The sequence below is a fragment of the Achromobacter sp. MUI-25009338 genome (assembly GCF_057359325.1).
This window is the reverse complement of the sequence record NZ_CM170627.1, coordinates 2517059-2535939: the sequence shown is the minus strand read 5'-3', so window position 1 is coordinate 2535939 and position 18881 is coordinate 2517059. Positions and strand designations below refer to the sequence as shown.

Below are 18881 nucleotides of genomic sequence, written 5' to 3'. Positions count from 1 at the left end.
CCATGAACAGCGGCACCCCGCCCCCCGACGCCCTCGACCTGCCGCTCGAAGGCGTGCGGGTCCTGGACCTTTCCCGCGTCTTCGCCGGCCCGCTGTGCGGCCAGGTGCTGGCCGACTTCGGCGCCGAGGTCGTCAAGGTCGAACACCCCGTGCGCGGCGACGACACGCGCGACTGGGGCCTGCGCATCGGCAAGGGCGAGACCACCTACTACAACAGCATGAACCGCAACAAGCGGTCCATCACGCTGGACCTGCAGTCCAGCGCCGGCGTGGAGATCGTCTACAGCCTGCTGCCGCAGTTCGACGTGGTGATCCACAACTTCAAGAGCGGCGGCGCCGAGAAGCTGGGCCTGGGCTACGAGCAGCTCAAGGCCGTCAAGCCCGACCTGATCTATTGCGCCATCGCCGGCTACGACAGTTCCGGACCCGAGGCGGCGCGCCCCGGCTACGACCTCGTCATCCAGGGCGAGACCGGCCTCATGGCGATCAACGGCGAAGCGCAGCAGCCGCCGTTGAAATTCGGCGTCGCGGCGGTGGACATGATGACCGGCATGTACGCCGCGCAGGCCGTCCTGGCCGCGCTCTACCGGCGCGAACGCAGCGGCCGCGGCCGCCTGATCGAAATGGCGCTGTACGACTGCGGCATCATGGTCACCAGCTACTACGGCCTGGACGCCCTGCTGCTGGGCCGCGACCCGCAGCGCTACGGCAACGCCCATCCGTCCATCGTGCCCTACGGCATGTTCGAAGCCGCCGACGGCCCGCTCATCATCGCGGTCGGCACCAATGCGCAGTTCGACAAATTCTGCCGCCAGGTGGTGATGCGGCCCGACATCGTCGAGGACCCGCGCTACGCCACCAACGTCGAGCGCGCCAAGAACCGCCTGACCCTGCTGCCCGTGGTGACCGGCCTGATCCGCGAATTCCCGCGCGACCTGCTGCTGGCGCGCCTGACCGAGTGCGGCATTCCCTGCGGCGAGGTGCTGGGGCTGCACGAAGCCCTGACCGGCCCGCGCACGCGCCGCGGCGGCCTGGTGCAGGAACTGCCGCACCCCGTGGCCGGCAGCACGCACGTCTATGCGCCGCCGTACCGCCTGGACGGGCAGCGCCTGCCCATCCGCCACGCCCCGCCCACGCTGGGCGAAGGCACGCGCGACGTGCTGCAGCGCCTGCTGCAGATGAGCGACGCGCAGCTAGAGGCCTTGCAGGCGCAGGGCGTGCTGACCCTGCCCGGCGACGGCCGCGCCGATTGAAATCTCCGAAGAACGCAGACCAGGAACATCGATCATGACGGCACCGACTTCGTGCACCCATCCCTCCCGCGCCCGGCGCGCCGTGCTGGCCCTGGCGGCAAGCCTGCTCGTGGCGGGCGGCGCGGCCGCGCAATCCTATCCCAGCCAGCCCATCAGGCTGATCGTGCCGTTTCCGCCCGGCGGCCCGACCGACGTGGCCTCGCGGCTGATCGGCCAGCAGCTCGAAGCGCGGCTGCGGCAGCCCGTCATCGTGGAGAACCGGCCCGGCGCCTCGGGGTCGATCGCCGCCAACCTGCTCAAGCGTTCGCCGGCCGACGGCTACACCCTGATGATGCTGGCCACGCCCACGCTGTTCGCGCCCTTCTTCTACAGGAACGTCGGCTACGAGACGCCCAAGGACTTCCAGCCCGTGGCCACGGTGTACGACCTGCCCATCGTGGTCGTGACCAATCCGCAGAAGCTGCCCGAGGTCGCCAGCCTGAAGCAGCTGGTCGACTATGCCCGCGCCCACCCCGGCGAGTTGAACTACACCAGCTCGGGCGCCGGCAGCTTCGGCCACATGACCATGGAACGGCTGCAGGACGTGGGCGACTTCCGCATGCAGCACGTGGCCTACAAGGGCGGCGTGCCCGCCATCACCGACACGATAGGCGGACAGGTGCCCATGATGTACGCCGACCTGGTGGCGGCCCTGCCGCATATCCAGGCGGGCAAGCTGCGCGCGCTGGCGGTCGGTTCGCCCAGCCGCGTGTCCGTGCTGCCCGACGTGCCCACCATCGGCGAACAGGGCTTCGACGGTTTCGACGCGGTGTCCTGGGGCGGATTGCTGGCGCCGCGCGGCACACCCGGCGCGGTAATCGAACGGCTCGGCCGCGAAGTCCAGGCCATCCTGGCCGACCCGGCGATCCAGGCCAAGCTCATCGGCGCGGGCACCATCGCGCACTATGAGCCGGCCGACGCGATGGGCCGGCGCATCGCCGACGACTACCAGAAATGGGGCGCGCTCGCGCGCGACAAAGGCATGACCGCAGAATAACGACCGACCGGGCGGAACCGGCGGCGTCCACCAGAGGAGACCAAGCACATGCAACCATCCACCACCCGCCGCGCCTGCCTGGGCCTGGCGCTGACCGCGGCGCTGGGCGCCGTCCTGCCGCTGCAGGCCGGCGCCCAGGCCGCGTTCCCGTCCAAGCCCATCACGCTGATCGTGCCCTTCCCGGCCGGCGGCTCCACCGACCGCCACCTCCGGATCGTGGCGCAGGACGCCGCCAAATACCTGGGCCAGCCCGTCATCGTCGAAAACCGGCCCGGCGCCGGCGGCACCCTGGGCCCGTCCACCATGGCCAAGACCGCCAAGCCCGACGGCTACACCATCAGCCTGTACACGCTGGCAATGCTACGCATGCCCTACATGCAGAAAAGCAGCTGGGACCCGATCAACGACTTCAGCTTCATCATCGGGCTGTCGGGCTACACCTTCGGCTTCACCGTGCGCGCCGACTCGCCCTACAAGACCTTCAACGAATACATCGAGGCCGCGCGCAAGGCGCCGGGCACCATCGACTACGGCTCCACCGGCGTGGGCTCCTCGCCCCACTTGCTGATCGAGGAAGTCGCCATCAACGCCAAGGTCAAGCTGAACCACGTGCCCTTCAAGGGCAACGCCGACATGCAGCAGGCCCTGCTGGGCGGCCACGTCATGGCGCAGAGCGACGCCACCGGCTGGGACCAGTTCGTCGACGCCGGCAAGATGCGCCTGCTGGTCACCTTCGGCGAAAAACGCACCACCCGCTGGCCCGACGTGCCCACCGCCAAGGAACTGGGCTACAAGGTCGTGTCGACCTCGCCCTACGGCCTGGCCGGCCCCAAGGGCATGGACCCCGCCGTGGTCAAGACGCTGCACGACGCCTTCAAGCGCGCGCTGTACGACCCGGCCAGCATGGAGGTCATGAAACAGCTGAACCAGGAACCCGCCTACCGCGACAGCCAGGATTACAAGGCCTGGGCCCAGGAAACCTATGTCAAGGAGAAGTCGCTGATCGAGTATCTGGGATTGATGGCGAAGAATTGAGGGAGCGGGTTGCGGGCGGAAGATGGGTTACGCGCGCTGGAAGCGCCAGGGACGTAGGATGGGTGCAGCGCGAGATTCCCGACGCAAGAACCCCGTCACGGAACGCGCGGAACCCATCTCGCCCCCCCATCCGACATTTGCTAGACTGGCTGCCCGTATTCCCCCGCCGCCGCCCATGCCCCAGGACGTCCCCACCGATCTCAGCGCCGACGACATCGCCAGGAAAGTGGCGGCCGCCATCGTGGCGCACCAGCTTCCGCCCGGCACCCGCCTGCGCGAAGAGGCGCTGGGCCGCGTCTACCAGGTCAGCCGCACCAAGGTGCGCGCCGCGCTGCTCATGCTGTCCAAGGACAAGCTGATCCAGATCGTTCCCGACAAGGGCGCCTTCGTCAGCAAGCCCGACGCCAACGAGGCGTGCGAGGTCTACGCCGTGCGCCGCATCCTCGAGGCCGCGCTGGCGCGCGAATTTGTGGCGCGCGCCACGGCCGCCGACTACCGCCGCATCGACGCCCACCTGGCGGCCGAGCGCCGCGCGCTGGAAGGCGGCGACGTGCAGGCGCGCAACCAGCTGCTGGGCCATTTCCACATCCTGCTGGCCGAGGTGGTCGGCAATTCGGTGCTGACCGGCATGCTGCGCGAGCTGTCGGCCCGCAGCGCCGTGATCACCATGCTTTACCAGAGCTCGCGCGACGCGAGCTGCTCGTCGCGCGAACACCAGGAGTTCATCGACGCGGCCCGCGCCGGCGACGCCGAGCGCGCCTGCGCGCTGATGGACGCGCACCTGGAACACGTGCAGACCGCGCTGGACTTCTCCCAGGGCGGGCGCAGCGACGGCGACCTGGTCAGCGCGCTGTTGCGCTAGCGCGCCCCGGCGCGCAGTTGCTCGCGCAGCAGCTGCTCCATGCGCTGCTGCATCCAGCTCTCGGTTTCGCCCAGCCTGCCGCCCTGCAGCCAGAGGCTGCGCACCGGCAGCATCGGCAGCGACAGGTCCTCGCTGGGCACCCGGATCAGCGCCTGGCGATTGCCTTCGTACTCCGCGATATTGAGCGGCAGGATGGCCCAGCCCACGCCGTCGGCCGCCATGGCCGCGATGGCGTAGCAGCTGTCGGCGCGCCATACCGTGGGGCTCAGCACCAGGTCGTCGACGCCATCCATCTGCATGACCAGTTGCCGGTGCCGGGCCAGGTCGCTGCGCCCGGCGGCGGGCAGCGCGGCCAGCGGATGCCCGCGAGCCACGAAAATGCCCTGCGCCACGTCGCCCAGGCGGCGATGCGCAAAGGACGGGCCGGGATCGCCCCGGTCCAGGTGGAAGGCCAGGCTGGCGCGGCCCTGGCGCAGGTAGTCGGCGACCTCGGTGGCGGTGCCGTTCAGCTGGGTCAGCTCCAGCGCCGGAAAGCGCTCGGCCAGTTCCTTGAGCAAGGCGCCCAACACCAGATGCGGCAAGGCCTCGTCCAGCGCGATCGACAGGCGCGCATCGCGCCCGCCGGCGAACGCCAGCGCGCGCTGTTCCAGCCCGCCGGCCTGGCGCAGCAGTTCGCGCGCCTCCTGCAGCATCACCTCGCCGGCCGGGGTCAGCGTGGCGTTGCGCCGCGAGCGGTCGAACAGTTCCACCCCCAGGTCGGCCTCCAGCAGTCCCACCGACGTGCTGACGGCCGACTGCGCCCGGCCCAGCTGGCGCGCGGCCGCGGAGAACGATCCGGCCTGCGCCGCGGCCACGAATTGGCGCAGCTGCTCCAGCGTCCATTGCATGCGGTTCTCCCGTTATCCATCTACTAAATAGATGAAATCAAACTTTTTCGTACGAATTACCTGATGAATAATAGCGCCTCTTGAAGGAGTGGAACCATGCAGCGGACTGAACCGAACGCTGTCGCCACGGCCGCGCCCGGCCGCTGGCTGGTGCTGGCCATCGTGTCCAGCGCCCTGTTGCTGATCGTGGTCGACATGACCGTGCTCTACACCGCGCTGCCGCGCCTGACGCATGAACTGAACGTCGGCGCCTCGGCCAAGCTGTGGATCGTGAACATCTACGCATTGGTGGTCTCGGGCCTGTTGCTGGGCATGGGCACGCTGGGCGACCGGCTGGGCCACAAGCGCCTGTTCATGGCCGGCTTGGCGGTGTTCGGCGTGGCCTCGCTGGCCGCCGCCTATGCGCCCGGCGCGGCCGCGCTGATCGCGGCGCGCGCGCTGCTGGCGGTGGGCGCGGCCATGATGATGCCGGCCACGCTGTCCATCCTGCGCCTGACCTTCGCCGACGAGCGCGAGCGCGCGGTCGCCATCGGCATCTGGGCCTCGGTGGCCTCGGGCGGCGCGGCCATCGGCCCGGTCATCGGCGGCGCGCTATTGGCGCATTTCTGGTGGGGCTCGGTGTTTCTGATCAACGTGCCCATCGTGCTGCTGGCCCTGCCGCTGGCGTGGCGCTGCATCCCTGCCAGCCGGCCGCAGACCGGGCGTCCGTGGGACCTGGCCGGTTCGTTGCAGGTGATGGCCGGGCTGATCCTGTGCGCCTACGCGCTCAAGGAACTGGGCAAGCCCGCGCCCTCGTGGACCCACGCCGCGCTGGCCTGCGCCGCGGGCGCGGCGCTGCTCGCGGTGTTCGCGCGGCGCCAGCGCGGGCGGCCCTATCCGCTGATCGACTTCGCGATATTCCGCAACCGCGCCTTCTCGTCGGCGGTGGCGGCGGCGCTGTTCGCCGCGGCCGCGCTGCTGGGCATGGAGCTGGTGTTCAGCCAGCGGCTGCAGCTCGTCATGGGCAAGTCGCCGCTGGAGGCCGCGCTCTTCATCCTGCCGCTGTCGCTGGCCGCCTTCGTGTCCGGACCGCTGGCGGGCTGGCTGCTGGGACGCGTCGACGGACCGCGCCTGCTGTTCCTGGCGCTGCTGGTCTCGGGCGCCGGAATGGCCGGCTACCTGCTCAGCTATGACGCTTCCATCCTGCCCCAGATGGCCAGCCTGTGCGTGCTGGGCCTGGGCATAGGCGCCACCATGACGGCGGCCTCCAGCACCATCATGCAAAGCGCCACGCCCGAGCGCGCCGGCATGGCGGCCTCGATCGAAGAGGTGTCCTATGAGCTGGGCGGCGCGCTGGGCGTCACGCTGATGGGCTCCATCCTGTCGGGCGTGTACGCCCACGCGCTGGACGTGCCGGCGGGCCTGCCCGCGGACGCCGCGCGCGACAGCCTGGACCAGGCGCTCATCGTGGCCGAGCACGTGCCGGCCGACCTGGGCGCCGCGCTGGCGGCGCTGGCCCGCGGCGCGTTCGACACCGGCTACGCCGCCGTGCTGGCCACGGCCACCTTGCTGCTGCTGGCCACGGCGGCGTTCGTGCTGCTCAACCGCCGCCGGCTGCCCGCCTGAACTCAGCAGCTGCGCAGCGCGTGTTCCATGTCGGCGATCAGGTCTTCTTCGTGCTCCAGCCCGATGGAGACCCGGATCAATCCTTCCGACACACCGGCGGCCTCGCGCTCGGCCGCCGGCACGCCCGAGTGCGTGGTGGAGGCCGGATGGCAGATCAGCGATTCGGTGCCGCCCAGGCTCACCGCCGAGCGGAACAGATGCAGCGCGTTGATGAAGCGGAACGCCTTCTCGCGCCCGCCGTCGAGCACGAAGGCGAAGGTCGAGCCCGGCCCGGTGCACTGGCGCTTGTAGACCTCCTGGTAGGCGCTGTCGGCGATGAGCTCGGGGTGGAACAGCTGCACCTTCTCCAGCGGATTGCCGGCCAGCCATTGCGCCACCTTGGTCGCCGTGCGCGCCGCCTGCTTCATGCGTAGCACCACGGTCTCCATCGAGCGCGTGATCATCCAGCACGAATGCGGATCGAGCTGCGAGCCGAACGCGCTGCGGATGGCGCGCACTTTCTTGATCAGGTCCTTGCCGCCGGTGACCGCCCCGGCCACCAGATCGCTATGGCCGCCGACATACTTGGTCAGCGAATACACGCACAGGTCCACGCCATGTTCGGCCGGTTTCTGGAAAATCGGTCCCAGCAGCGTGTTGTCGCAGACCGAGATGGGACGGTAGCCGTGGCGGCCTTCGAACGCGTCGAGCTCGCTCTTCATGGCCGCGAAATCGATCAGCGCATTGGTCGGGTTGGCCGGCGTCTCCACATAGAACAGGCGCACCGGCCCCTGCGCGGCCGCCGCCTCCAGCGCCTCGCGCATGCTGGCCGCCGACAGGCCGTCGCGCACCGCGTGCGAGCCTATGCCCCATTCCGGAAAGATCCGCGAGATCAGGGTCTCGGTGCCGCCATACAGCGGCACCGACTGCACCAGCTGGTCGCCCGGACGCAGGAACGCCAGGAACACCGCGCTGATCGCCGACATGCCGCTGGAGGTCACGGCGGCGTCCTGCGAGCCGTCCAGCAGCGCCAGGCGGTCCTCCACGATCTCCAGGTTGGGATGGTTGAAGCGGCTGTAGACCAGCCCCGCGGCCTCGTCCTGCCCCAGCGGCTTGCGGCCCGACACCAGATCGAAGAACGCCGCCCCGTCCTCGGCCGAGCGGAACGCGAAGGTCGAGGTCAGGAATACCGGCGGCTTGACCGCGCCCTCCGACAGGAAGGGGTCGAAGCCGTAGGACATCATCTGCGTTTCGGCGTGCAGCGGACGGCCGAAGATGTCTTTCTTGTGGTAGCTGGAGTAACTCATGATCTGCCTCTCTCGGTAGTCCCGGGGTGGAAATCGCGCATGCGCAGACGATAGCGCCGGCGGCGCGGGTATGCATGGCAGTATGGCTGCGCCGGCCGCCAATATTCTTTCCATTTCTATTGCGTGGCGGCGATAATGAGAAACAACCTTTCCTTGAAGCCGAACCCGATGAAAGACACTGCCTCGTTACATCAACTTGATGCGATCGATTGGAAAATCATGAAAATCCTTCAAGAAGATGGGCGGCTCAGCAACGCCGAGCTGGCCGAGCGCGTGTCGCTGTCGGCCTCGCCCTGCTGGAAGCGCCTCAAGCGCCTGGAGAACACCGGCGTGATCCGCGGCTACCAGGCCATCCTGGACCGCCGCGCGCTGGGCATGGGCGTGGTGGCCTTCGTCAGCATCTCGCTGGAAAACCATACCGAAAAGACCTGCCGCGCGTTCGAGGCCGGCGTGCTCGCCATGCCCGAGGTGCTGGCCTGCCACAACACCACCGGCCAGCACGATTACCTGCTGCACATCGTGGCGCGCGATTTCGACGCCTATTCGGATTTCGTGCGCAACCGCCTGCGCCCGCTGCCCGGCGTGAAGGAACTGCTGAGCACGCTGTCGATGCACGAGGTCAAGTCGTCGGCGAAGCTGCATTTGTAGGATGGGTGCAGCGCGGGAGTTCTGAGGCAAGAACCCGGCTGCCGAACGCGCGAAACCCATCAGGCGGCCCCGGCCGCCGTTTTTCGCCGCATGCTGATGTTGGCCTCTTGCCACGAAAGGCGGCGGCTCGCGCCGCCTGATGGGTTTCGCGCGCTGAGCTTATGCGTTTTTGCCCAAGAACGCTCGCGCTGCACCCATCCTACAGCCACGACGCTACACGGCCTCCAACGCCCCCGCCACCACCCGGTTGCGGCCCTGGCGCTTGGCCTGGTAGAGGCCGCGGTCGGCCGCCTGGATCAGGTCGGTGCAGGCCTGCCCTCCGCGCGGCACCGCGGTGGCCGCGCCGATGCTTACCGTCAGCCACGGGCCCGAGCCGGCGTCCTTCTGCGGAATCTGCATGGCCTCGATGGCGCGGCGCAGCTTTTCGGCCGCGAGCCGCGCGCTGCCGGCGGGCGTGCCGGGCAGCACCAGCGCGAACTCCTCGCCGCCGAAGCGCGCCGCCAGGTCGGTGGAGCGGTCGCAGCTCGCGAAGATGGTGCTGGCCACGCGCTTGAGCGCCTCGTCGCCGGCGATGTGGCCGTAGGTGTCGTTGTAGGACTTGAAGTGGTCCACGTCGATCATCAACATGCTGATCTCGCGGCCGTCGCGCTGCGCGCGCTGCCATTCGGCGGTGAGGTACTCGTCGAAATAGCGGCGGTTGCCCAGGCCGGTCAGGCCGTCCGAATTGGTCAGGCGGCGCAGCTCCATATTGCTTTCCAGAAGCTGCTGCTGGCTCTGGCGCAGCGCCTGGTAGGCCTCGTCGCGCTGCACCAGCGCCATATACGAGCGCGAGTGGTAGCGGATGCGCGCCACCAGCTCGATGGAATCGGGCAGCTTCACCAGGTAGTCGTTGGCGCCGGCCGAAAACGCGGCGCTCTTGATCGCCGGGTCTTCCTTGGTGGACAGCACGATGATGGGAATGTCGCGCGTGACGGCATGCTGGCGGTACTGCTGCACCAGGCTCAGACCGTCCACGCCGGGCAGCACCAGGTCCTGCAGGATGACCGTGGGCCGCGTCTGGATCGCCACGGTCAGCGCTTTTTCCGGGTCCGAGCAGTAGTGGAAGTCGATATTGCCCTCCGCCGCCAGCGCCCGTCTGATGGCCTCGCCGACCATGACCTGGTCGTCCACCAGCAGCACCATGGCCGCGTGCGATTGCAGGTTCGACGGCGCCGCGCCTTCTGTGGGAGGGTACATATTCAGTCCTTCTTTTTGTTCAATGTCCGGCCGCTCAGGCAAAGGCCTGCGTGAGGCGGGAAGCGATTTGGTCCAATGGGCGGATTTCCACGGCCGCCTGCATGGCGGCCGCGGCCTTGGGCATGCCGTAGACGGCGCTGGAGGCCTGGTCCTGGGCGATCGTCAGCCAGCCCCGTTCGCGCAGCGCCCGCAGGCCGCGCGCCCCGTCCTGGCCCATGCCCGTCAGCAGCACGCCGGCCGCCCGGCCGCGCCAATGCTGCGCGACGCTATGGAAAAACACGTCGATGGAAGGCCGGTACAGGCTTTCCTTGGGATCTTCCGCATAGCGCAGCGTACCATCGGCCAGCAGCCGCAGATGATCGTCGGTGCCGGCCAGCAGGATCTGGCCCGGCGCGGGCTGCTCGCCCTCGCGCACCAGCCGCACCGGCAGCCGCGCCTGCTCGTTGAGCCAGTCCGCCATGCCGGCGGCGAACGAGGCGTCCACGTGCTGCACCAGCACGATGCCGGCCGGAAAGCCCGGCGCGATGCCGGACAGCAGCTGCGCCAGCGCCGCCGGTCCGCCGGCCGAAGCGCCGATGACCAGCAGCCCCTGCGCATGCGCCTGCGGCGCCGGCACGGCCACCGGGCTCAGCGGCAGACGCCTGCCGTAGCGGCCGATCAGCCAGCCTATGTTGCGGATCTTGCGCAACAGCGGCGCGGCCGCGGCGCCCAGGTCGGCCGCGCCCACCACGGGCGTGTCGGCCGCGTCCAGCGCGCCGTGGCCCATGGCGTCGAAAACCCGCGAAGTATGGCGGGCCACGTCGGAGGTGACCACCACGATGGCGCAGGGCGTGGCCCCCATGATGCGCCGGGTCGCCTCGACCCCGTCCATCACCGGCATGATGAGGTCCATCAGCACCAGGTCCGGGCGGTCGCGCGCGCACAGGTCCACGGCCTCCTGGCCGTCGGCCGCCACCCACGCCACCTGGAATGCCGGTTCCAGCGCGATCACGCGCCGCAGCATCTCCACCGCCATCGGCATATCGTTGACGATCCCGATTCTCACGTGTGCGCCTTTCCGATCAGGTCTTCGACGGCGTCGAGCAAAGCGTCGTCATGGAAGCTGCCCTTGGCCAGGTAGTAGTCGGCGCCGGCGTCCAGCCCGCGCCGGCGGTCCTCTTCGCGGTCCTTGTAGGACACTACCATGACCGGCAGGGTTTGCAGCCTGGGATCGGCCTTGATGCACGACACCAGCTCGATGCCGTCCATGCGCGGCATGTCCACGTCGGTCACGACCAGGTCGAAGGATTCGCTGCGCAGCATGTTCCAGCCGTCCATGCCGTCGACCGCCACGGCCACGTCGAAGCCCCGGTTCAACAGCAGCTTGCGCTCCAGTTCGCGCACCGTCAGCGAATCGTCCACCACCAGCACGCGCTTGCGGCGCCGCGCCGGGGCCGCCGCGCCCGGGCCGTCGACCCGCGCCAGCCGCCCGCCTTCGACGAGCTTCTGCACCGACACCAGCATGTCCTCCACGTCGAGGATCAGCAGCGGCGTGCCGTCGTCCATCAGCGCGCCCGCCATCACGTCCTGCACCTTGCCCAGGCGCGGGTCCAGCGGCTGCACGACCAGCGTGCGCTCGCCGACGTAGCGGTCCACGGCGATGCCGTAGAGCCGGTCGTGCTCGCCCACCAGCACCACGCTGACCGTTTCCGAATACGGCGCGGGCTGGTCGGTGTGCAGGATCTGCCGCGCCGACACCAGCCCGATCTGCCGGCCCATGAACCGGAAATGCTGGTGCCCTTCCAATTGCTCGATGTCCTCGGCCCGCACCTGCAGGGCATGGCTGACGTAGGCCAGCGGAAAAGCGTAGATCTGCTCCTGGATCTCGACCAGCAGGCTGCGCACCACCGACAGCGACAGCGGCATCTCCAGCATGAAGCGCGTGCCCTGCCCGGTCTGCTGCTGGATGCGCACGGCGCCGCGCAGCTGCCGCACCATGGTCTGCACCACGTCCAGCCCGACGCCGCGGCCCGAGATCTCGGTGACCTCGCCGCGCGTGCTGAAGCCGGACAGGAACAGGAATTCCAGCAGCTCGGCCTCGCTGAGCCGCGCCGCGGTCTCCGCGCTGGCCAGCTTGCGCCGCACCACTTCGTCGCGCAGCCGTTCGGGCGCGATGCCGGCGCCGTCGTCGCTCAGTTCGATCAGCAGCATGCCGGCCGCGTGCCGCGCCGCCAGCCGGATCAGGCCTTCCGGCGGCTTGCCGGCCGCCGCCCGGACGGCCGGCATTTCTATGCCGTGATCGACGGCGTTGCGCAGCAGATGGGTCAGCGGCGCGTCCAGCTTCTCGAGGATGTCGCGGTCGACCTGGGTGGACTCGCCCTCGATCTCCAGGCGCACCTGCTTGCCCAGCGCGCGGCCCAGGTCGCGGACCATGCGGGCCATGCCGCCCACGCCGTCGCCGAAGGGCCGCATGCGGCAGGCCAGCGCCGTGTCGTACAGGCGCCGCGCCAGATGGCCCATGCGCCAGCCGAACTCGTCGACCTCGCCGGTGCGCTGCGACAGTTCCTGCTGGCATTGTTCGACGATGCGGTAGGCGTCCTCCAGCGCGGCCTGCGCGCCCGGGTCCAGCGTCTTGCCGGCCAGCGCGGTGCGCGCGCCGTCCAGCGCCTGCAACGCACCGGCCTGCAGCCGCCGCAGGCGCAGCATGGACGCGCCGAACGGCGCGATCCACTGCGACTCCACCAGCGTTTCGCTGGACAGGCCCAGCAAGCGGTTGAGCGTGTCCGCGGTAACCCGGAGCACCCGCTCGCCCTCGCCCGCGCCGAGGTCGGACTTGCGCCGCGCCGGCAGCGCCGCGGGGACTTCCGGCGGTTCCGGGATGGCCGGCATCGCAGGCGGCGCAACGGCCGCGGCCTGCGGCGCATGCGCCGCGCCGCTCAGCCGGGCCACCAGCCCGTCGATCTCGCCGCCCAGTTCCACGCCCGGCGTGGCCACGCGCTGCAGCAGGTCGGCGCCCAGCAGCAAGGCGTCGATATCGGCGGCCTGCAGCCGCAGCCGCCCTTCCTTCGCTTCGACCAGGCAGTCCTCCATCGCGTGCGCGATGCGCACCGCGGGGTGCAGGTCCACGATGCGCGCCGCGCCCTTGAGCGAATGCGCGGCGCGCATGCAGGCTTCCAGGTGCGGCGCCGACGTGGGGTCGTGCTCCAGCGCCAGCAGGCCGTCGTTGAGCACCTGCACCTGGGTGCGGGTCTCGATCTGGAACAACTCCAGGAGCGAGGCGTCGCGCATCTGTTCCGGGTTCACGCCAGGCTCCGTTCCAAGGCCTGCATCAGCAGGGTTTCGTCCAGCACGCCCACGGCGCGGCCGCCGGCGCGCGCCACGCCGCGCGTGTATTTCAGCGCGGCGCCGTCCACCGTGGCAGGCAGCGGTTCGAGGCGGTCCAGTTCGACGGCGTGGATGCCTTGCACCTCGTCGACCGGCAGCACCACCGCGCGGCCCGCGCCGCCCAGGATCAGCATGCGCGCCGCGGCCGGACGCTCGCGCGCCTCGGGCGCGGCCTCCAGGCCCAGCAGCCGCGCCAGCGACACGCATACGGTCAGCGTGCCCCGCACATTGGCCACGCCCAGCATCGCCGGGTCGCGGCGGTGCGGCAGGCCCAGGATGCGGCGCACGCTCGCCACTTCGTCCAGCGCCTGCGCTGGCAGGCCCAGCCACTCGCGCTGGACGCGGAACACCAGCAGCGCGGACAGGTCGCCATGCGCGGGCTCCGGCGCGGCGCCGTCGCCCTCGGCCATCTGCGGCGGCAGGCGGTCTAGGATGCGCTTGGCGGCCGCGGCATAGACCGGACAGTTGCGGCAATGCACGTGGCCCGCCAACTGCGCGCAACTCTGGTCGCCGCGGATGCCGATGCGGTTCCAGCAGTCGTCCACGTCGGCCAGCCTGTCCAGGGTTTCACTCACGGCGCGTCTCCTCGCGCGCCGCGCGCGCCTGCAGGCGGCGGGCGCCCTCGTGGTCGCCCTCGGAGGCGACCAGCGCGGCCAGGTGCAGCAGCGCCTCGCGGTGGGTCGGCTCCAGGTACAGCGCCTTGCGGTACGCGGCCTGGGCCTGGCGCGCGTCGCCGGCGGCGTCCTGCAGCAGCCCTTGCAGATACAGCGCCTCGGCGCTGACCCCGTGGGCGTCGATATGGGCCTGGCATTGCGCGGCGGCCTCGTCCACCCGCCCCTGGTCCGCCAGGGCGGCTATGCGCTGCAACGAGGCATCGGCGTCCTGCCTGGCCGGCGCCGGCGCGGGCCGCGCGGCGTGCGGCCGGGCCAGGCCCGGTGCGGGCGCCTGCGGCAGCGCCCGCCGGGGCGGCGTCCAGCCATGCGCCAGCGGGCGCGCCGGCCGCGGCGCGGCCTTGGCCGCCGCCGGCAAGGCGCGCGCGCCGAAGGCGAAGGCGCGCGCCATCGGCAGCGCGGGCAGCCGGCGCGCCGTCAGCAGGCTGGTCTCGGCCGGGCCGACGAAGAGCGCGCCGTCGTCTCGCGCCAGGCGCAGCAGCACCTGCACGGCGCGTTCCTGCGTGGCCGCGTCGAAATAGATCAGCAGATTGCGGCAGAACACGAAGTCGTACGGCGCGACGCCCGCCAGCAGCCCCGGATCGAACAGATTGCCCGAACGGAACCGCACGCGCGCGGCCACGTGCCCGGCCAGGAGATGGCCGTCGCCGGTTTCGGAAAAATAACGGTCGCGATAGACCAGGTCGTCGCCGCGGAATGCGTTGCGGCCATACACGGCGCGCTGCGCGAACTCGACCATGCGCACGCTGATGTCCACCGCGTCCACCTGGAAGCGCTCGGGGGGCACGCCGGCGTCCAGCAGCGCCATGACGATGGAATACGGTTCTTCGCCGCTGGAACACGGCAGGCTCAGCACCCGCAGCACGCGGTGCTCGGCGCCGGGCGCGTAGAGGCGCTCGCGCGCCAGCGCGGCCATCGCGGCCTGCGACTCCGGATACCGGAAGAACCAGGTCTCCGGCACGATCACCGCTTCGATCAGCTGCTGCATTTCGTCGAGCGAGCTGCGGGCATGCTGCAGGTAATCGCCCTCGTCGTCCACGCCGGCCACGCTCATGCGGCGCCGCACCGCCCGCTCCACGGCCGCCTTGCCGATCGAGCCGCTGTCCAGGCCCATGCGCCGCTTGAGCAGCGCGCTGAAATCGTCGACCAGCATCATGGCCGGGCCTCGTCCGGAAACAGCAGCGCGCGCACCGCCGCCGGCAGCAGATCGTCGACGCGTACGGCCTGCACCAGGCCGCCGGCGTGGCTCAGCACCGGCCCCAGGTAGCGGGCCTCGGGATGATCCAGCCCGCCCGGCCGGAACGCGGCCGGGTCGAAATGCGCGGTTTCCGTGGCCTGCTCAAGGATCAGCCCCAACAGCCGTGGCTCGGCTTGCGGCGCGCCGCGGTAGCGCACCAGCGCCAGCCGCGTGCTGGTCACGGCCGCCGCCGCCCCCCGTCCGGCCAGCGCGCTCATGTCGATGACCGGCACCGCGGCGCCCCGGCGCTCCAGCATGCCGGCCACCCACGACGGCGCGCCGGGCACCTGCTTGAGCGCGCGCAGGCCCAGCACCTCGGCGACGTCGCGCGCCTCCAGCGCATAGCGGTCGGAACCGATGCAGAACAGCAGGTACAGCCGGCGTGGGGCCGCCGCGCGGGCGTGGGAGTCCGCCATGTCCGCCGTCACACCTTGAAGCGCGACACGCCGCTGCGCAGGTCGTTGGCCACCAGCGTCAGCTCATCGATGGCCAGCGAGGACTGGCGCAGCGACTCCACCGTCTGCTGCGCCGCGTCGCTCAGCTGCTGCAACGCCTGGTTGATCTGCTCGGCCCCGGTGGCCTGCGCCTGCATGCCTTCGTTGACCATCTGCACGCGCGGCGCCAGGGTCTGCACCTGCTGGATGATTTGCGACAGCTGGTCGCCCACCTGCTGCATGTCGGCCATGCCGCGGCGCACTTCCTCGGAAAACTTGTCCATGCCCATGACGCCGGCCGAGACCGACGACTGGATCTCGCGCACCATCTGCTCGATGTCGTAGGTGGCGACGGCGGTCTGGTCCGCCAGCCGCCGGATCTCGGTGGCCACGACCACGAAGCCGCGGCCGTACTCGCCCGCCTTCTCGGCCTCGATGGCGGCGTTCAGCGACAGCAGGTTGGTCTGGTCGGCCACTTTCGTGATCGTGGTCACGACCTGCGTGATGTTGCCGGCCTTCTCGTTGAGGATCGCCAGCTTGGCGTTGACCGAGCCGGCCGCGCCGACCACGTTGCGCATGGTCTCCTCCATGCGCGCCAGCCCGACCTGGCCGTTGCCGGCCAGCGCCGCGGTCTGTTCGGCCGCGCCCGAGACTTCCGTCATGGTGCGCACCAGTTCGCGCGAAGTGGCGGAGATCTCGCGCGAGGTGGCGCCGATCTCGGTGGTGGTGGCGGCCACTTCCGAGGCGGTCGCCTGCTGCTGCTTCGAGGTGGCCGCGATCTCGGTGACCGAGGTGGCGACCTGCACCGCCGAACGCTGGGTCTTGCCGACCAGTCCGGTCAGCTCGTCCAGCATGCCGTTGAAGCCCGTCTCGATGGCGTTGAACTCGTCCTTGCGCGCCAGCTTCAGGCGGCGGGTCAGATCGCCGCCGCCGGTGGACTCCAGCGTCTTGACGATGTAGCGCATCGGGTCGGCGATGGCGCGCATCAGCAGCACGCCGCAGATCACCGCCGCGACGATGGCCAGGGCCAGCGACACCATCATGCCGACCTCGGCGTCGGTCACCGATTTGCGGATGGCCTCGGCCGCCGCGTCGGCCTGCCGCTTGTTCTCGGTCACCACCGTGGCCAGGATGTCGCGGCCCTTGTAGAACGCCGGCCGCAGGTCCGACTTGACGCGCGCCTGCGCCAGCGCGGCGTCCGCCAGCGTGCCCGGCGCCAGGATCTCGGCGCGGATGCGCTTGTACTCCCGCAGTTCGCGCTCGAAGGCCTCGAAGAGCTGCATGTCGTCGTTGCGTTCGATGGTGCGGCGGTATTGCGCGACCTCTTCGTCCAGCGCCTGGTCGTTCTTCGGCAGGGCCTCCAGGGCGGTGGCGCGTTCTTGCGCGGTATCCAGGCTCAGGGCGTCCTGCACCGTGATGAAACCCGTCAGCCAGGCGGCGCGGATCGAGGCGCTGTGATAGATGCCCGGCACCGCGTCGCTGTTGATCAACTGGGCTTCCGATTCGATCACCAGCAGGCGCCGGTAATCGACCACCACCATCAATGCCATGATGGCCAGGATGACCATGAAGCTGGCCAGGATGCGCTGGCGCAGTGTCAGATTATTCATGCCGGAAACCTTTTCTACAGTGTCGACTCGCCTGTTCGGCCGCCGGCCCGCGCCGGTCCTGGTCTATTACGGAATGTTGAGTTCGTCGGCAATTATTGCAAAGGCGGCTCCGGCCAGCCATGAAAAATGACGAAACGACCCCGATTGGGGTCGTTTCGTCTGAAAAAAGCAAAAAAAGCTTACAAAACCAGGCGCATTCGGCCCCGCCGCCTCAGTCTCGCCAGAGCGCGACGGGCGGCCGCTCCCGGACCCAGTCCTGCGCCTGTCCGTAGGCGTGCGCCAGCTGCAGCACCGCCAGGTCGCCGCGCGGCGGGCCGATCAGCTGCATGCCCATCGGCAGCCCGGCGGCGTTGAAGCCCACCGGCACGCTGATCACGGGGCAGCCGGCCAGCGTCCACGGCGTCACGGTCTCCATCCAGCGGTGGTACGTGTCCATCGGCCGTCCCGCGATCTGCTTGGGCCAGTCCATATTGACGTCGAACGGAAACACCTGCGCCGACGGCACCGCCAGGTAATCGACTTCCTCGAACATGCGCAGCACCGTCTGGTACCAGGCGCTGCGCTCCTCGGTGGCCTGGTAGACCTGGCGCGCCGTGATTCCGTCCAGCCCCTCGACCTCCCAGATCAGCGCCGGCTTGGCCAGCTTGCGGGTCTCGGGATCGTGGACCAGGGCATGGTACTGGCCGCCCACCATCAGGTGGCGGTGCACCAGCCACATGCGCCACAAGCGGTCGCCGGCGAACGGCACCCGGTAGTCCAGCGCCTCGCAGCCCACCGCCGCCAGATCGCCCAGCGCGCGCTCGCACAGGTCCAGGATGCCGGGCTCCATGGGCAGGTAGCCGTTCCAGTCGCCCAGCCAGCCCACGCGCTTGCCGCGCAGGTCGGTCTCCAGCGGCTGCGCGAACTGCGCCGGATCGTCCGACAGCGACAGCGGCGCGCGCGCGTCGTAGCCCGCCATCACCGACAGCATCAGCGCCACGTCGCGCGGCGTGCGGCCCATGGGGCCTTCGTAGGACAACTGCTTCAGGAAGACCTCGGGCGCCGGCCCGGACGGCACGCGCCCGGCCGACGGCCGAAAACCGTACACATTGCAGAACGCGGCCGGGTTGCGCAGCGATCCGCCGAAGTCGCTGCCGTCGGCCACCGGCAGCATGCGCGCGGCCAGCGCCGCGGCCGCGCCGCCGCTGCTGCCGCCGGCCGTCCGGGAAGGATCGTAGGGATTGCCGGTAGCGCCGTAGACGGCGTTGTAGGTATGCGAGCCCAGCCCGAATTCCGGCACGTTGCTGCGGCCGATGAAAATGGCGCCCGAGGCCCGCATGCGCTCGATCATGATGGAGTCGTGCGCCGTCACCTGGTCCTTGTAGACCGGCGAGCCCATGGAGGTCACCATGCCGCGCACCGCCGTCAGGTCCTTGGGCGCCTGCGGCATGCCGTGCAGCCAGCCCAGCCATTGCCCGGCGTCCAGCTGGGCGTCGCGCTCGGCGGCCTCGCGCATCAGTTCGTCGCTGTCGCGCCGGGCCACGATGGCGTTGAGCTTGGGATTGACCCGGTCGATATGCGCCAGGTAGGCGGCCATCACTTCGCGGCAGGACACCTGGCGCAGCCGGATCGCCTCGGACAGCGCATGGGCCGGCATGGCCACGATATCGTTCAGCGCGGCGGGCGCGGGGGCGGCAGTAGGCATGCTTGTCTCCTTGTGGTGCGCCGCCTGCCAGGCG

Annotated in this window: 16 protein-coding genes; 6 read left to right on the top strand and 10 right to left on the bottom strand. The window is 70.0% G+C overall.

Features of this window, described 5'->3' with window-relative positions; genetic code table 11:
• Window positions 1-2: 2 nt before the first annotated feature.
• The 4 genes from AC1IQ6_RS12100 (at window position 3) to AC1IQ6_RS12085 (ending at window position 4186) form a co-directional block, all read left to right on the top strand.
• The gene (locus AC1IQ6_RS12100) at window positions 3-1253 is read left to right on the top strand and encodes a CaiB/BaiF CoA transferase family protein (RefSeq protein ID WP_485866405.1); all 1251 of its coding nucleotides are present in this window, start codon (window positions 3-5) and stop codon (window positions 1251-1253) included.
• Window positions 1254-1287: 34 nt separating this feature from the next.
• Window positions 1288-2289 (top strand): Bug family tripartite tricarboxylate transporter substrate binding protein, encoded by a 1002-nt coding sequence (locus AC1IQ6_RS12095; protein WP_479731640.1) that lies wholly within the window; start codon window positions 1288-1290, stop codon window positions 2287-2289.
• A 48-nt stretch (window positions 2290-2337) separates the two neighbouring features.
• Window positions 2338-3324, top strand: coding sequence for a tripartite tricarboxylate transporter substrate binding protein (locus AC1IQ6_RS12090; RefSeq protein ID WP_111824929.1), 987 nt, complete (start codon window positions 2338-2340; stop codon window positions 3322-3324).
• A gap of 175 nt (window positions 3325-3499) precedes the next feature.
• The gene (locus AC1IQ6_RS12085; protein WP_485866404.1) at window positions 3500-4186 is read left to right on the top strand and encodes a GntR family transcriptional regulator; all 687 of its coding nucleotides are present in this window, start codon (window positions 3500-3502) and stop codon (window positions 4184-4186) included.
• Here the strand turns inward: AC1IQ6_RS12085 and AC1IQ6_RS12080 are convergent.
• Window positions 4183-5073, bottom strand: coding sequence for a LysR family transcriptional regulator (locus tag AC1IQ6_RS12080; protein WP_102775952.1), 891 nt, complete (start codon window positions 5071-5073; stop codon window positions 4183-4185). The two genes, AC1IQ6_RS12085 and AC1IQ6_RS12080, sit on opposite strands and share 4 nt — an antisense overlap.
• A 96-nt stretch (window positions 5074-5169) precedes the next feature.
• On the opposite strand from AC1IQ6_RS12080, the gene AC1IQ6_RS12075 reads away from it, so the two are divergent.
• Window positions 5170-6678, top strand: coding sequence for an MFS transporter (locus tag AC1IQ6_RS12075; RefSeq protein ID WP_102775951.1), 1509 nt, complete (start codon window positions 5170-5172; stop codon window positions 6676-6678).
• Window positions 6679-6680: 2 nt separating this feature from the next.
• Here the strand turns inward: AC1IQ6_RS12075 and AC1IQ6_RS12070 are convergent, their stop codons facing one another.
• Window positions 6681-7964, bottom strand: a complete 1284-nt coding sequence (locus tag AC1IQ6_RS12070; protein WP_479731637.1) for a cystathionine gamma-synthase family protein — start codon at window positions 7962-7964, stop codon at window positions 6681-6683.
• A gap of 219 nt (window positions 7965-8183) precedes the next feature.
• On the opposite strand from AC1IQ6_RS12070, the gene AC1IQ6_RS12065 reads away from it, so the two are divergent.
• On the top strand, window positions 8184-8612 hold the full coding sequence (locus tag AC1IQ6_RS12065) for an Lrp/AsnC family transcriptional regulator (protein WP_246842358.1): 429 nt from the start codon (window positions 8184-8186) through the stop codon (window positions 8610-8612).
• Between the two features lie 213 nt (window positions 8613-8825).
• On the opposite strand, the gene AC1IQ6_RS12060 is transcribed toward AC1IQ6_RS12065, so the two are convergent.
• The 8 genes from AC1IQ6_RS12060 to AC1IQ6_RS12025 form a co-directional block, all read right to left on the bottom strand.
• Entirely contained in the window at window positions 8826-9848 is a 1023-nt protein-coding gene (locus AC1IQ6_RS12060) for a diguanylate cyclase (RefSeq protein ID WP_485866403.1), read from the bottom strand.
• Window positions 9849-9882: 34 nt separating this feature from the next.
• Window positions 9883-10893 (bottom strand): chemotaxis response regulator protein-glutamate methylesterase, encoded by a 1011-nt coding sequence (cheB, locus tag AC1IQ6_RS12055; RefSeq protein WP_102775947.1) that lies wholly within the window; start codon window positions 10891-10893, stop codon window positions 9883-9885.
• Entirely contained in the window at window positions 10890-13130 is a 2241-nt protein-coding gene (locus AC1IQ6_RS12050) for a response regulator (protein WP_485866402.1), read from the bottom strand. The genes cheB and AC1IQ6_RS12050 overlap by 4 nt, the downstream gene beginning before the upstream one ends.
• Window positions 13127-13786: a chemotaxis protein CheW gene (locus tag AC1IQ6_RS12045; protein WP_102775945.1), complete on the bottom strand. Its 660-nt coding sequence runs from the start codon at window positions 13784-13786 to the stop codon at window positions 13127-13129. Before AC1IQ6_RS12045 ends, AC1IQ6_RS12050 begins: the two co-directional genes overlap by 4 nt.
• Window positions 13779-15038 (bottom strand): CheR family methyltransferase, encoded by a 1260-nt coding sequence (locus tag AC1IQ6_RS12040; protein WP_485866401.1) that lies wholly within the window; start codon window positions 15036-15038, stop codon window positions 13779-13781. Before AC1IQ6_RS12040 ends, AC1IQ6_RS12045 begins: the two co-directional genes overlap by 8 nt.
• A complete protein-coding gene (locus tag AC1IQ6_RS12035; protein WP_209166857.1) occupies window positions 15035-15535 on the bottom strand; it encodes a chemotaxis protein CheW in 501 nt (166 codons plus the stop codon). Before AC1IQ6_RS12035 ends, AC1IQ6_RS12040 begins: the two co-directional genes overlap by 4 nt.
• Before the next feature lie 8 nt (window positions 15536-15543).
• A complete protein-coding gene (locus AC1IQ6_RS12030; protein WP_485866400.1) occupies window positions 15544-17163 on the bottom strand; it encodes a methyl-accepting chemotaxis protein in 1620 nt (539 codons plus the stop codon).
• A gap of 211 nt (window positions 17164-17374) precedes the next feature.
• Entirely contained in the window at window positions 17375-18847 is a 1473-nt protein-coding gene (locus AC1IQ6_RS12025) for an amidase (protein WP_209166855.1), read from the bottom strand.
• Window positions 18848-18881: the final 34 nt, after the last annotated feature.

Coding starts and splice junctions, on each gene's coding strand:
- AC1IQ6_RS12040 (WP_485866401.1), bottom strand. CDS start 15,038: ATGATGCTGGTCGACGATTTCAGCGCGCTGCTCAAGCGGCGCATGGGC.
- AC1IQ6_RS12035 (WP_209166857.1), bottom strand. CDS start 15,535: ATGGCGGACTCCCACGCCCGCGCGGCGGCCCCACGCCGGCTGTACCTG.
- AC1IQ6_RS12070 (WP_479731637.1), bottom strand. CDS start 7,964: ATGAGTTACTCCAGCTACCACAAGAAAGACATCTTCGGCCGTCCGCTG.
- AC1IQ6_RS12085 (WP_485866404.1), top strand. CDS start 3,500: ATGCCCCAGGACGTCCCCACCGATCTCAGCGCCGACGACATCGCCAGG.
- AC1IQ6_RS12095 (WP_479731640.1), top strand. CDS start 1,288: ATGACGGCACCGACTTCGTGCACCCATCCCTCCCGCGCCCGGCGCGCC.
- AC1IQ6_RS12025 (WP_209166855.1), bottom strand. CDS start 18,847: ATGCCTACTGCCGCCCCCGCGCCCGCCGCGCTGAACGATATCGTGGCC.
- AC1IQ6_RS12100 (WP_485866405.1), top strand. CDS start 3: ATGAACAGCGGCACCCCGCCCCCCGACGCCCTCGACCTGCCGCTCGAA.
- AC1IQ6_RS12060 (WP_485866403.1), bottom strand. CDS start 9,848: ATGTACCCTCCCACAGAAGGCGCGGCGCCGTCGAACCTGCAATCGCAC.
- AC1IQ6_RS12080 (WP_102775952.1), bottom strand. CDS start 5,073: ATGCAATGGACGCTGGAGCAGCTGCGCCAATTCGTGGCCGCGGCGCAG.
- AC1IQ6_RS12075 (WP_102775951.1), top strand. CDS start 5,170: ATGCAGCGGACTGAACCGAACGCTGTCGCCACGGCCGCGCCCGGCCGC.
- AC1IQ6_RS12090 (WP_111824929.1), top strand. CDS start 2,338: ATGCAACCATCCACCACCCGCCGCGCCTGCCTGGGCCTGGCGCTGACC.
- AC1IQ6_RS12030 (WP_485866400.1), bottom strand. CDS start 17,163: ATGAATAATCTGACACTGCGCCAGCGCATCCTGGCCAGCTTCATGGTC.
- AC1IQ6_RS12065 (WP_246842358.1), top strand. CDS start 8,184: ATGAAAATCCTTCAAGAAGATGGGCGGCTCAGCAACGCCGAGCTGGCC.